13 protein-coding genes are annotated in these 13,694 nt (G+C 46.4%); 11 read left to right on the forward strand and 2 right to left on the reverse strand.

What is annotated here, in order from left to right:
- Positions 1-241: 241 nt before the first annotated feature.
- Positions 242-832 (reverse strand): LysE family transporter, encoded by a 591-nt coding sequence (locus tag V7M78_RS15345; RefSeq protein WP_333651105.1) that lies wholly within the window; start codon positions 830-832, stop codon positions 242-244.
- A 120-nt stretch (positions 833-952) separates the two neighbouring features.
- On the opposite strand from V7M78_RS15345, the gene V7M78_RS15350 reads away from it, so the two are divergent.
- From V7M78_RS15350 to V7M78_RS15385, 8 genes are all read left to right on the forward strand, one after another.
- Positions 953-1,510 (forward strand): helix-turn-helix domain-containing protein, encoded by a 558-nt coding sequence (locus tag V7M78_RS15350; protein WP_333651107.1) that lies wholly within the window; start codon positions 953-955, stop codon positions 1,508-1,510.
- 111 nt (positions 1,511-1,621) lie between these two features.
- Complete coding sequence (locus V7M78_RS15355) at positions 1,622-2,743, forward strand: aldo/keto reductase (RefSeq protein ID WP_333651109.1); 1,122 nt, start codon at positions 1,622-1,624, stop codon at positions 2,741-2,743.
- A gap of 26 nt (positions 2,744-2,769) precedes the next feature.
- The gene (pap, locus tag V7M78_RS15360; RefSeq protein ID WP_333651111.1) at positions 2,770-4,269 is read left to right on the forward strand and encodes a polyphosphate:AMP phosphotransferase; all 1,500 of its coding nucleotides are present in this window, start codon (positions 2,770-2,772) and stop codon (positions 4,267-4,269) included.
- A gap of 70 nt (positions 4,270-4,339) precedes the next feature.
- Complete coding sequence (locus V7M78_RS15365) at positions 4,340-5,596, forward strand: NAD(P)/FAD-dependent oxidoreductase (RefSeq protein ID WP_333651113.1); 1,257 nt, start codon at positions 4,340-4,342, stop codon at positions 5,594-5,596.
- On the forward strand, positions 5,593-6,288 hold the full coding sequence (gene cmk / locus V7M78_RS15370) for a (d)CMP kinase (protein ID WP_333651115.1): 696 nt from the start codon (positions 5,593-5,595) through the stop codon (positions 6,286-6,288). Before V7M78_RS15365 ends, cmk begins: the two co-directional genes overlap by 4 nt.
- Positions 6,279-7,133: a 4-hydroxy-3-methylbut-2-enyl diphosphate reductase gene (gene ispH / locus V7M78_RS15375; protein WP_333651117.1), complete on the forward strand. Its 855-nt coding sequence runs from the start codon at positions 6,279-6,281 to the stop codon at positions 7,131-7,133. The genes cmk and ispH overlap by 10 nt, the downstream gene beginning before the upstream one ends.
- A complete protein-coding gene (gene rpsA, locus V7M78_RS15380; protein WP_333651119.1) occupies positions 7,114-8,208 on the forward strand; it encodes a 30S ribosomal protein S1 in 1,095 nt (364 codons plus the stop codon). Before ispH ends, rpsA begins: the two co-directional genes overlap by 20 nt.
- An 89-nt stretch (positions 8,209-8,297) precedes the next feature.
- Positions 8,298-10,340 (forward strand): M13 family metallopeptidase, encoded by a 2,043-nt coding sequence (locus V7M78_RS15385; RefSeq protein WP_333651121.1) that lies wholly within the window; start codon positions 8,298-8,300, stop codon positions 10,338-10,340.
- A gap of 58 nt (positions 10,341-10,398) precedes the next feature.
- On the opposite strand, the gene V7M78_RS15390 is transcribed toward V7M78_RS15385, so the two are convergent.
- Entirely contained in the window at positions 10,399-10,758 is a 360-nt protein-coding gene (locus V7M78_RS15390) for a metal-dependent transcriptional regulator (RefSeq protein WP_333651123.1), read from the reverse strand.
- A gap of 198 nt (positions 10,759-10,956) precedes the next feature.
- Here V7M78_RS15390 and V7M78_RS15395 point away from each other — a divergent pair, with 198 nt between their 5' ends.
- The 3 genes from V7M78_RS15395 (at position 10,957) to feoB (ending at position 13,666) form a co-directional block, all read left to right on the forward strand.
- The gene (locus V7M78_RS15395) at positions 10,957-11,172 is read left to right on the forward strand and encodes a FeoA family protein (RefSeq protein ID WP_333651125.1); all 216 of its coding nucleotides are present in this window, start codon (positions 10,957-10,959) and stop codon (positions 11,170-11,172) included.
- Positions 11,173-11,186: 14 nt separating this feature from the next.
- Positions 11,187-11,408 (forward strand): FeoA family protein, encoded by a 222-nt coding sequence (locus tag V7M78_RS15400; RefSeq protein WP_333651266.1) that lies wholly within the window; start codon positions 11,187-11,189, stop codon positions 11,406-11,408.
- A gap of 74 nt (positions 11,409-11,482) precedes the next feature.
- Complete coding sequence (gene feoB / locus V7M78_RS15405) at positions 11,483-13,666, forward strand: ferrous iron transport protein B (RefSeq protein WP_333651127.1); 2,184 nt, start codon at positions 11,483-11,485, stop codon at positions 13,664-13,666.
- The last annotated feature ends 28 nt before the right edge of the window (positions 13,667-13,694 follow it).

The following is a 13,694-nucleotide window of genomic DNA, read 5'->3' on the forward strand; positions in this document are numbered from 1 at the left end:
TATTTCAGCTCAGTTTTTCCTAATCTGTTCTGAATGGAAAAGATTCTTCTTGGAAGAGGAGATCCATTTTTACTGTTAGATAAGCGATGGTGTGATATCGTTGGCGGCAGCATGGGTATTCCTTTTTGCTTCACGAAAATGGGAAATAATTAATTTTTGAAATGCATTTATTTAACTGAAAAAGCAGAAGCCCCAGGGACCTTTTTAGATCTCTGGGGCTTCTGCTTTTTTAATTAAAGGACTAAAACCTCTCCGCCACAAGAGATATAGCACAGTATACCAGAAAAATTGCCATACCCAGATTTAAAAGCTTTCTATGGCTGGAAAAAAAGCGGTTAAAGGCAGCCCCGAACAAGGCCCAGCAGCAGGTTCCAACCAGTCCCATGAGAGAGAGGATGAGGATGAAAACTATAAGGGCAGGAATGCTCCTGTAATAGGGAAGGATAAAGGTGGTCATGGCTGTCAGGCCGTAGAGAATCACCTTTACATTGATAAACTGCAGGATCATGCCGTTTAATACGCTGTTGGTCTCTATGCGCCCGGAACTTTCCGAATGAGGGGCATCCCTCCATACCGTCCAGGCCAGCCACAGGATGTATGCGGCTCCTGCATAGACCATAACAGGTTCTAAAATAGGGATGAAGCGGTATAAAAAGCGGGTAAAAACCGCACATCCGGTCATGACGGAGAGAAATCCCAAAAAGACCCCCACATTAAACCGAAGCCCCTTCCAAAAGCCGTATTTGCCTGCAATGGACATGGACATAATGTTATTTGGCCCCGGGGTAAATGCCGTTAAAAATATGTAAGAAAAAAATGCTGCAAAATTCATAAATTGTCTTTTCCTCCTTTTTGAGATGTGGTATAATATACGAAATGAGCAGTATATTAAACTGTTTAATATAATATACAATTTGTGCATTATAATGTCAATGGCTGGGAGGAATTTATTTTGGATTTTATCAATTCAATTGTTGCGGAAAATTTAAAAAGGCTGAGAGAGCAGAGAAAGATGAGCCTGGACATGGCGGCAAAAGTCTCAGGTGTCAGTAAAAGCATGCTGGGTCAGATCGAAAGAGGGGATGTAAATCCTACTATATCTACGGTCTGGAAGATTGCAAATGGGTTTAAGGTTCCCTTTACAGAGCTGGTGAGCCGTCCCGAAGCAGAGCATGAGGTGATTCACAAGGGAATGGTCCAGCCCCTTCTGGAGGATGAGGGACATTACCGTAATTATCCGGTCTTTCTCTATGACAGCAGAAGGCGGTTTGATATGCTTAACATCGAGTTAGACCCTGGAAGCGTTTTGCAGGCAGAGCCTCATCCCGAAAACACCCAGGAATTTCTCATGATCTATTCCGGAGAGCTGGAGGTGGAGGCGGCAGGAGAAATTTTAAGAACAGGAGAAGGCGGTGCCATTCGTTTCCGGGCGGACTGCCCTCACCGGTACCACAACCCTGGAGAGGAGATATGCCGCTTAAGCATGGTGGTTTATTACCCGGAGACATAGAGCATGCAAATTATGACAAGCAGTTTCCGGATACACCATGGGAAAAATCACTTTGGTCTGCTGGAAAATTATGGTACAATAAGGTTAAAATAAATAAAATGGAGGATCATCATGAAATACAGGGATTTTGGAAAAACAGGAATTAAAGTGTCAGCCCTTGGGTTCGGAGCCATGAGACTCCCTCTCCTTGACGAGGAACGTGTGGATGAAAAGCGGGCCGTGGCCATGATCCGTCATGCCATTGACCAGGGAGTGAATTACGTTGATACGGCATACCCCTACCACCAGGGAGAGAGCGAGAAGATTGTGGGCAATGCCTTAAAGGATGGGTACAGGGAAAAAACGTATCTGGCCACCAAATGTCCCGTGTGGAAGCTGGAAAAGCCGGAGGATTTTGACACTGTTTTGCAGGAACAGCTGGAAAAGCTGCAGACAGATCATGTTGATTTTTATTTGCTTCACGCCTTAAGCCGGGAACGGTTTGAGGAGAAGGTGAAAAAGCTTGAGCTGATAAAGGCCATGGAAAAAGCCAGAGAAGAAGGGAAAATAAAGTATATTGGATTTTCCTTCCATGATTCATATGACGTATTTCAGGATATCCTAGATTATTATGATGGATGGGATTTCTGCCAGATTCAGTACAATTACGTAGACTTGGAGCATCAGGCAGGAGCAAAGGGGATGAAGGCCGCGGCTGAACGTGGGCTGGCAGTGGTGGTTATGGAGCCTCTTCTTGGAGGAAGGCTGGCAAATCCGGCAGACCATGTGAAAAAGGTATTTCCTGAGGATAAGTCCCCGGTAGAATATGCCCTTGACTTCCTTTGGGATCAGCCTGAGGTGAGCCTTCTTTTAAGCGGAATGAGCGACGAACAGCAGCTTGAGGACAACCTTACCTATGCTGACCGCAGCTATGCGGGAATGGTTACAAAGGAAGAAGGGCAGATTTATAAAGAGGCAAAGGAAGTATTTGATTCCATGGCTTTGGTGGGCTGCACCGGCTGCCGTTACTGCGTGCCGTGTCCCTTTGGCCTTGAAATACCGGAGATATTTTCCTATTACAACATGACTGCGGCCCATAAGGAAAAAGAGGCCAGGTCAGGGTATCAGGCTCTCTCTGTCAGGGCAGAGGAATGCATGTCCTGCCATCACTGCGAAGAGGAATGTCCCCAGATGATAAAGATCAGCCAGGTCATGCCTGAGGTCGCCAGGGTATTTGAAAAAATGGAAGCTTAACTGTTGTTGAAGAAGGAGGGCGGTTTATGCTGGAGAAAATTGATTTATCAGAAAAGCTGGATAAGGAAACCTGTAAAAAGATAAGGGAAGAACAGGCGGTGAGGCTTGGGCTCTTGCAGAGGGAATGCAAGGAAGCCGGGATTCCCGTTATGGCGGTGTTTGAAGGGCTTGGCGCTTCCGGAAAGGGAACCCAGATCAACCGCCTGATTCAGGCCTTAGACCCCAGGGGTTTTGATGTATACGCTAACAGTAAATCAACAGAAGAGGAACAGATGCGCCCGTTTTTATGGCGTTTCTGGACCAAAACTCCGGCTGACGGCAGAATCTCTGTCTTTGACCGAAGCTGGTACCGCCAGGTGACGGCGGAACGGTTTGCCGGCCGGCTTCCTGATTCAGATTTGGAAGGAGCCTTCCACGACATCCAGTCCTTTGAACGGCAGTTGACTGATGGGGGAACGGTTATCATCAAGCTGTTTCTCTATATTTCAAAGGACGAGCAGAAGAAGCGGTTTAAAAAGCTGGAAAGCTCTAGGGAAACAAGCTGGCGGGTCACAAAGGACGACTGGCGCAGAAATAAGGAATATGACCGGTATATTGGGATCTGCGGGGAAATGCTGGAACGGACGGACATGGACTATGCCCCCTGGACCATTATCGAAGCTACAGACAAGGATTACTGCTCTGTAAAAATCATGACAAGGGTTGCGGACTGTCTGGAGGAGGCGCTGAGAAAACGCCGTCTTCAGGGAGAAAAGGGGAAGGCAGATACGGTCCTACCCTCCGGAAAGTTTCCCAATAAGGTCCTTTCCGGCGTGGATTTGACAAAGACCCTGACAAAGGAAGAATATAAGAAGGAAATAGACCGTCTTGAGGAACAGCTGGAGTTTCTTCACAGCCAGATATACCGCTTAAGGATTCCGGTGGTTCTGGGCTTTGAGGGCTGGGATGCCGCCGGAAAGGGAGGGGCTATCAGACGCCTGACCGGCCATCTGGACCCAAGAGGCTACAAAGTCCACCCAACGGCAGCCCCCAATGACTTAGAGCGGGTACACCATTATCTGTGGCGCTTCTGGAACAACGTGCCAAAGGCAGGCCACATCGCCATTTTTGACCGAACCTGGTACGGCAGGGTTTTGGTGGAGAGGATCGAGGGCTTTTGCAGGGAGCAGGAGTGGAGACATGCCTACCAGGAAATCAATGAGATGGAGGCCCACATGGCAAATGCAGGAGCGGTTGTCATTAAATTCTGGCTTCACATTGATAAGGATGAACAGGAAAAACGGTTTATAGCCCGTCAGGAAAATCCAGCCAAGCAGTGGAAGATCACAGAAGAGGACTGGAGAAACCGGGAAAAATGGGATGAGTATGAGGCGGCAGTGGATGAAATGCTGGTGCGAACCTCCACCGCCTGTGCGCCCTGGGTAGTGGTGGAAGGAAACTGCAAGTATTACGCCAGAGTCAAGGTGCTAAAGACTGTGGTGGAGGCCTTGGAAGCCAAGGTAAAGGAAAAAAAGAAAAATTTATGATTGCTTGTATTTTTCCTCTTTTTCGTGTAAAGTAGAAAAGCAGCGAACAAAGCAAGAAAGAGGAAGATGCATGAATACGGTTTTAATCGTGGGCGGTGGTGCTGCAGGGATGCTGGCTGGAATAGCAGCAGCCAAAGCAGGCAGCACCGTCCATATTTTTGAGAAAAATGAAAAGCTGGGAAAGAAAATCTTCATCACAGGAAAGGGACGGTGCAACGTGACCAATGCCTGTGATGTTGAGGAGCTGTTCGGAAACGTGGTGACCAATGCCAAGTTTTTATACAGCAGCTTTTACGGCTTTACCAATTTTGATATGATGAATCTTTTGGAAGAGCTTGGCTGTCACTTAAAGACAGAGCGGGGAAACAGGGTATTTCCGGTCTCCGACAGGTCTTCCGATGTGATCAAGGCTTTGGCAAAAAGTCTTTCTGACCTTGGAGTTTCTGTTCATTACAGATCGGAGGCAGAAGCCCTTTTAATGGAAGAAGGCGTCCTTAAGGGACTGGTGATAAAAGAAGGAACCAAAAAGACAAAGGTATACGCAGATCAGGTGATCGTGGCCTGCGGAGGCTTATCCTATCAGCTCACCGGTTCCACAGGAGACGGCTATGAGCTGGCAAAGCAGGCCGGCCACAAGGTCACCTCCCTTTCCCCGGCCCTCGTTCCCTTTGTGGCAGAGGAGCCCTGGGTCAAGGAGCTGCAGGGCTTGTCCCTGCGGAATGTGGAAGCGTCCATCTTAAAGGGAAAAAAGGTGATTTATAAGGAGTTTGGGGAAATGCTGTTTACCCACTATGGAGTCAGCGGCCCGGTCCTTTTAAGCGCCAGCAGTTATGGGGCAAAGGAACTGAAAAAAGGGGCACTGACCCTTTCCATTGATTTAAAGCCCGCCCTTTCGGCCGAGCAGCTTGACGCCAGGATTTTAAGGGATTTTGAGGAGGCTGTGAACAAGCAGTTTAAAAATGCCTTAAACAACTTATATCCTTCCAAGCTAGTGCCTGTTATCATCGATTTAAGCGGTATTCCGCCTGAAAAAAAGGTCAATGAAATAACAAAGGAAGAACGGCAGAATCTGATACGCGTAACCAAGAACTTCACCGTGACCCTTACGTCCCTGAGAGGCTATAATGAAGCGGTAATCACTCAGGGAGGCGTATCTGTGAAGGAGGTAAATCCCTCTACCATGGAATCCAAGCTGGTTCCCGGCCTTTATTTTGCAGGAGAAGTGCTGGATCTGGATGCAGTGACAGGAGGCTTTAACTTGCAGATCGCCTGGTCCACAGGATGGGCGGCAGGCAAAGCTGCCGGAGAGGAGAACAACGTAAGATGACAAAGGTTTATAATATAGCAATTGACGGACCTGCAGGAGCAGGAAAGAGCACCATTGCCAGGTCTGCCGCAGAAAAGCTTCATTTTGTTTATGTGGATACGGGAGCTATGTACCGTGCCATGGCCCTGCATTTTTTGAGAAACGGGATTTCTCCGGAGGATGAAAAAGCTGTTTCCCAGGCGGCCCTGGGAGCCAATGTGACCATTTCTTACGTGGATGGCGTCCAGCAGGTTCTTTTAAACGGGGAAAATGTTTCCCAACTCATCCGCACCCCCCAGGTCAGCGCCATGGCATCGGCAGTCTCTGTTTACATGCCGGTCCGGGAAAAGCTGGTGGAGCTTCAGCGGGAGCTGGCTTTAAAAGAAAACATCATCATGGATGGCAGGGACATCGGAACCTGTGTCCTGCCTGATGCGGATTTGAAAATTTACATGACAGCCGACAGCCGGGTGCGGGCAATGCGCCGGTATAAGGAGATGGAGGCCAAGGGAGAGACGTGCAGCCTGGAGGACATCGAAGCTGACATCATAGAGAGGGACAGACGGGATATGAACCGGGAACATTCACCTCTCTGTCAGGCAGAGGATGCCGTTCTTTTGGATACCTCCCATATCACCATTGAAGAAACCGTAGACCGGATTCTGGAGCTGTTTTGCGAGAAGACAGGGAAGGAGGGCGGCCTATGGAAGTGATCGTAGCCAAAACCGCAGGCTTCTGTTTTGGAGTCAAGCGGGCGGTGGACCAGGTTTATGAGCAATTAAAGAGAAATGACAATAAGCCCATCTATACCTATGGCCCTATTATCCACAACGAGGAAGTGGTCCGGGACTTAGAGGAAAAGGGAGTAAAAGTCATTCATTCCGAGGAGGAGCTGGAAAAGATTCACGATGCAGTGGTGGTTATCCGATCCCATGGAGTAGGAAAGCGGGTTTATGAAATCATGGAGGAGAAGGGCATTGAGATCGTAGATGCAACCTGTCCTTTCGTGAAAAAGATCCACCGGATCGCCGTGGAGCAAAATCAGGCGGGAAGACGGCTCATCATCGTCGGCAATGAAAATCATCCCGAGGTACAAGGTATTAAAGGCTGGGGAAATGACAATACTTTAGTGATAGAAACCCTGGAACAAGCCCTTTCTTTACCCCTTTTGGAGGGTGAAAAGCTGTGTATTGTATCACAGACGACATTTAATTACAATAAATTTCAAGATTTAGTTGAAAAAATTTCGGAAACGAGTTATGATATACTTGTTTTAAATACGATTTGCAATGCAACACAGGAAAGACAAGTGGAAGCAAAGCGGATAGCTTCAGAAGTGGATGCCATGATTGTCATTGGCGGAAAAAGCAGTTCCAATACCCAGAAGCTGTACGATATATGCCGAAGGGAGTGTAAGAACACTTACTATATCCAGACACTAGGTGATTTAGATCCTGATTGTGGAAATTCTGTGCGCAGCGTAGGTATTACAGCCGGGGCCTCAACCCCGAATTATATTATCGAGGAGGTTCATACTAATGTCAGAGTTAAGTTTTGAACAAATGTTAGAGGAATCATTAAAAACTATACGTACAGGAGAGATCGTCACTGGTAAAGTCATCGACGTAAAAGAAGATGAAATCGTCTTGAATATAGGTTACAAGTCTGACGGCATCATCCCGCGTAACGAGTACACGGATGACCAGAACTTAGATCTCACTACCGTAGTACAGGTTGGAGAAGAGATGGAAGCCAAGGTCATCAAGGTAAACGATGGCGAAGGCCAGGTTGCCCTTTCCTACAAGAGATTGGCAGCAGACAGAGGCAATAAGAGACTGGAAGAAGCATTTGAAAACCACGAAGTACTCACTGCAAAAGTTGTGCAGGTACTTGACGGTGGTTTAAGCGTGGTTGTAGAAGGCGCAAGAGTCTTCATTCCTGCCAGCCTTGTATCTGATACTTATGAGAAAGATTTATCCAAGTATGCAGATAAGGAAATTGAATTCATCATTACAGAATTCAATCCCAGAAGAAGAAGAATCATCGGTGACAGAAAGCAGCTTATGGTTGCTAAGAGAGCCGAGCTTCAGAAAGAATTATTTGAAAAGATCCATGCAGGCGATGTTGTAGAAGGTACCATTAAGAATGTAACCGATTTCGGTGCGTTCATCGACCTTGGCGGAGCCGATGGTTTACTTCATATTTCAGAAATGAGCTGGGGCAGAGTAGAGAGCCCGAAGAAAGCTTTCAAGGCCGGCGAGAAAGTAAATGTTCTGATTAAGGACATTAACGGCGACAAGATTGCTTTAAGCTTAAAGTTCCCTGAGACAAATCCGTGGAAGGATGCTTCCGTAAAATATGCTGCAGGTAATGTGGTAAGCGGAAGAGTAGCACGTATGACTGATTTCGGCGCATTCGTTGAGCTGGAGCCAGGAGTAGATGCACTGCTTCACGTATCTCAGATTTCCAGAGATCACGTAGAGAAGCCATCTGATGTGTTAAGCATCGGCCAGGAAGTAGAAGCCAGAATCGTTGACTTCAATGAAGACGACAGAAAGATCAGCTTAAGCATCAAGGCTCTTCAGGCACAGGACGAACAAGAGAATGAATCTGCATATTCTGACGAAGAATAAGCATAATAAAAGATAGAACAAATGAGGAAGCGGAAGTATCCGCTTCCTTTTTTCGTTTCAAAAAAGTACAGAACAGGAGAAACGGAAATATGAGAAACGTGAAAGTGAAAGGGGTTTTGCTGCTTTATGCATTGCTGACCGTCTTTGGACTGGCTGGATGCGGGAAAAAACCGGAAACCAAACAGGAGGAAACCCTGGCCTGGCCCGTCAATGTCCAGGGGGAGAAAAACGGAATTCGGCTGGAAGATGATTATTATGGGTACGTAAATCAGGATATTTTGAAGGAAACCAAAATTCCGGAGGATTCCAATAGCTGGAGCTATTTCTACAAGCTGGACAGGGAGGCTTACCAGGTTCTTCATGAAGTTCTCACTGAGGCCGTGGAAAACAGGAAGGAGGCGAAAGAAGGTTCTCTGGAACAAAAGATCGGGGATATGTATGGGGCTGCCATGGATATGGAAGGCAGGAGAAAGGCCGGATTTGGGGAATTAAAGGAGTATATGGACCGGATACAGAACGCATCCAATATTAAGGAGTATCTGGAAAGTCTTGGAACCGTTTATTCTGATTTGGGAGTAGGAAGCCTTGTGGTGCTCCAATGGTTTGAGGATATGAGCGATTCGGGAAAATATGCGCTATATGTGGACGGAGCTGATTTAGGTCCTGGAAAAGAAACCTTGGAGGATGAAGCCCAGGCGGCTCTCATAAAAGAGTATGAGGCTTATATTGGAAGGATGATGGAGCTTTCCGGGCTTGGCAGAGAAGAGGCGGCTCAGGCAGCTTCCGGTATATTAGGATTGCAAAGGGATCTTGCAGCCAGCGCTCTGCCTCTGAAGGAACGGAATAATCCGGAAATCATTTACAATCCTTATTCCATGGAAATGATTAAGAGCCTGTTTCCAGGCGGGGAAATGGATGGATTCCTTACTGCAGCAGGCATTGGAGAGGTTTCCGCTGTTATTGTGACTCAGCAGGAGCAGATGCAGAAGATAGGACAGTATTTAAACGAAGATTCCCTTCCTCTTTTGAAAAACTACTCTGTGTTTTGCCTGCTTCAGGACTTTGCTCCTTATCTGACTCCTGAAATCAGAGACACTTATCTGGAATGGAACCGCAGGCAAAAGGGAATTAAAGAGAAAAAGACGGATGAAAAGCTGGCAAGCGAAATGGTTCAGGGCCTTCTTGGCTTTGAGTTCGGCAGGCTTTATACAGAAAAGACTTTTACTGAAGAGGATAAGCATGATATCGAGGCCATGGTTTATCAGATATTAGAAGCTTATAGAAAGCAGATTCTGGCTCTTGACTGGATGGGAGAAGAGACAAAGGCGGCAGCCATAAAAAAGCTGGATCACATGACCATGAAGATCGGGTATCCGGATCAATGGCCTGATGATTATGGACAGGCTTTGGTTATTTCACCGGATGAGGGAGGAACTCTTATTGATAATGCCCTTTCTCTCGTCAGGGCCAAGCGCAAGGTGGAAAGAGAAAAGGTGCTTAAGCCGGTGGATAAATCAGAATGGCAGATGACTCCCCAAACCGTAAATGCCTATTACAATCCAAGCGGCAATGAAATCGTATTCCCGGCGGCCATTCTCCAGCCACCTTTTTATGATCCTGAGGCAGATCATGCATCAAACTTAGGAGGCATCGGAATGGTCATTGCCCATGAGGTGAGCCATGCTTTCGATTCTTCCGGTTCTCTTTACGATGAAAAGGGAAATTACCACGTCTGGTGGACGGAGGAGGACAGAGCCAGGTTCAAAGAACTGGCAGACCGTGTGGCAGCCTATTATGACGGCCAGGATGGATACGAAGGACGCCGGGTAAACGGTGCCCAGACTTTAAATGAGAATATTGCAGATTTAGGCTCCATAAGCAGTGTTACTTCTATTATAGGAGATGACCCGGACAGCTTAAAACTTCTTTTTGCCCAATACGCTACCATATGGGCTGCCAAATATACGCCGGAGAGCATGATACAAAGGCTTAATACCGATGTCCATGCTCCGGCTAAAGTGAGAGTCAATGCAGTGTTAAGCGCTACAGACGCATTTTACAAGGCTTATCCGGAAATAGGGGAAGAAGATGGCATGTACCTTCCGCCTTCCAAGCGGGTAAAGATCTGGTAAAATAAGAAAAAAGCCATATCACAGGCATGTATCAATGCCCTGCGGCATGGCTTTTTTCTTATTTGATCTGCCCTTTTATGGCCTCAAAGCTTTCTTTGCTGATCACGTGTTCCATTTTGCAGGCATCCCTGTCAGCAACTTCCTTGCTGACGCCCAGCCTGACCAGCCAGTCGGAAAGCATCTCATGCCGCTCGTAAATCATTTCGGCAATTTTCTTTCCTTCTTCTGTCAAATAGATAAATCCTTCTTTTGTAACCGTAATATGATTTCTTTCGCGAAGATGTTTCATGGCTACGCTGACACTTGATTTTTTAAAGCCCATTTCTTCAGCTACGTCCACGGAACGCACCACCGGCAGGGTCTTACTCAGAATCAGTATGGTTTCCAGATAGTTTTCTGATGATTCGTTTGTTTGCATGCAAGCTTCACCTCGTTTCAGATAATAAAATAAGTATACCATAGGAAAGCCGGAACATCAAATATAAAACTTAAGAGTAAAAAATGAAAAAAATATAAAATTTAATCTTGACAACTGACTATGGTTAGAATATACTAACTTTTAGGAGTTGGGAATGATAATCAATAGTGAAAACAGACTGTGAAAGAAGGGGGATTAATGATGCCTTTAACAATGATGAAAGCAGGAGAGCCCAATATAATCCGCAAAATAGGAGGCAAGGAAGAAACACGACGTTTCTTGGAAAACCTCGGCTTTGTAACCGGCGGAGTGGTTACCGTTGTATCTGAAATAGGCGGTAACATGATTGTGAATGTGAAAGACTCCAGAGTGGCCATTGGCAAGGATATGGCGAATAAAATTCTGGTAGGATAGAGGAGGAAAAAAAGATCATGACATTAAAAGAAGTGGGCATCGGAAAGACAGCCAAGGTGGTGAAACTTACCGGTGAAGGTCCTGTAAGAAGAAGAATTATGGATATGGGAATTACAAAGGGCGTAGATGTTTTCGTAAGAAAAGTTGCGCCTCTCGGTGATCCGGTGGAAGTTACCGTAAGAGGATATGAATTATCCCTTCGGAAAGCGGATGCGGAAATGATCATTGTAGAGTAATTTTTTTTACATAATAGTTAGAATAAACTAATCTTTGATAAATCAAGTGCTGACAGCAGAAAGAGGTAAAAGATATGTCAATTAAGATCGCATTAGCAGGCAATCCAAACTGCGGAAAGACGACTCTGTTTAATGCGCTGACTGGTTCCAACCAGTTTGTTGGAAACTGGCCAGGCGTAACGGTTGAGAAAAAAGAAGGAAAGCTGAAAGGCCATAAAGATGTAATCATCATGGACCTTCCGGGTATTTATTCTCTTTCTCCATATACTCTGGAGGAAGTGGTAGCCAGAAATTATCTGATCGGAGAGAGACCGGATGCGATTTTGAATATCGTAGATGGAACCAACATTGAGCGTAACTTATATTTGTCCACCCAGCTTATGGAGCTTGGAATCCCGGTAGTCATGGCAGTGAACATGATGGATCTTGTAGATAAGAACGGGGACAAGATACATATCAGCAAATTGAGCCAGAAGTTAGGCTGCGAAGTGGTGGAGATTTCCGCATTAAAGGGAACCGGAATCCAGAAGGCTGCTGAAAAGGCAGTGGCTCTGGCAAACCAGAAGAGCAATGCAGTTCCGGTACATAAATTTTCTTCTGAGGTGGAAAGCGTTCTTGATGCTATTGAAGATAAACTGGGTTCAGAGATTCCCCAGGAACAGAAACGTTTCTTCGCCATCAAGCTTTTAGAAAGAGACAGCAAGATTCAGTCCCAGATGAAGCAGGTACCTGATGTATCAGAAGAAATCAGCCGGATTGAGGAAGAGATGGATGACGATACAGAAAGTATCATTACCAATGAGCGTTACATGTATATTTCCTCCATTATAAAGGAATGCTACACCCGCGGCAAGGAAGAGAAGCTGACCACATCTGACAAGATCGACCGGATCGTAACAAACCGGTTCCTGGCTCTGCCTATCTTTGCTGCAGTTATGTTTATTGTTTACTATGTTTCTGTTACAACTGTAGGAACCTGGGCTACGGACTGGGCCAACGACGGGTTGTTTGGCGAAGGCTTCAGCTTCTTTGGACTGGAAGTTCCCGGCGTACCTGTAGTAGTAGAAGGCATTTTAGTTGCCGTAGGCTGTGCAGACTGGCTCCAGGGTCTGATTCTTGACGGAATCGTAGCCGGTGTTGGTGCTGTTCTTGGATTTGTGCCTCAGATGTTAGTGCTTTTCATTTTCCTTGCGTTTTTAGAAAGCTGCGGTTACATGGCCAGAGTTGCCTTTATTATGGACCGTATCTTCCGTAAATTTGGTCTTTCCGGTAAGTCCTTCATTCCCATGCTGATCGGAACCGGATGCGGCGTTCCCGGAGTTATGGCTTCCCGTACCATTGAAAATGAGCGTGACCGCAAGATGACCATTATGACAACAACCTTTATTCCCTGCGGCGCAAAGCTTCCTATCATTGCCCTGATTGCAGGCGCATTGTTCGGCGGCGCAGCCTGGGTGGCTCCCAGTGCTTACTTTGTGGGAATTGCAGCTATTATCTGCTCCGGCATCATCTTAAAGAAAACAAAGATGTTTGCAGGAGAACCGGCTCCCTTTGTTATGGAGCTTCCGTCATACCATATGCCTACTGTTGAAAATGTTCTGCGCAGCATGTGGGAGCGTGGCTGGTCCTTCATTAAGAAGGCCGGAACCATCATCTTGTTATCAACCATTGTTGTATGGTTTACTTCTTTCTTCGGCTGGGTGGACGGCGAGTTCCGCATGCTGGAGGATATAGAACTTGACCGCAGCATTCTGGCTGCTATTGGAAGCTCTATGAGCTGGGTGTTTGCACCTCTTGGCTGGGGAGACTGGAGATCAGCAGTGGCTGCCATTACCGGTCTTGTAGCTAAGGAAAACGTAGTTGGTACTTTTGGTATTCTTTATGGCTTTGCAGAAGTGGCAGAGGATGGCTCTGAAATATGGGGAACCCTCTCCGGAAATATGACTTCACTGGCAGCTTATTCCTTCCTGGTATTTAATTTACTTTGTGCTCCCTGTTTTGCAGCTATGGGTGCCATTAAGAGGGAAATGAATAACACCAGATGGTTCTGGTTTGCTGTTGGATATCAGACAATTCTCGCTTATGTTGCATCTCTTTGCATTTACCAGATCGGCAATCTGGTGACAACAGGAGCGTTCGGATTCTTCACAGTTGTTGCTTTTGCTCTGGTCGCAGGCTTTGTTTATCTGCTGGTAAGACCGTCAAATGAAGGAAAGGATTCAAAGGTTTCCTTAAGGAGTACGGCAAACGCCAGGTAACTGAAATATAGATTTAAGGGAAACGCGG

It is taken from the genome of Lacrimispora sp. (assembly GCF_036758025.1).
In the GTDB taxonomy this organism is placed as follows: Bacteria; Bacillota; Clostridia; order Lachnospirales; family Lachnospiraceae; genus Lacrimispora.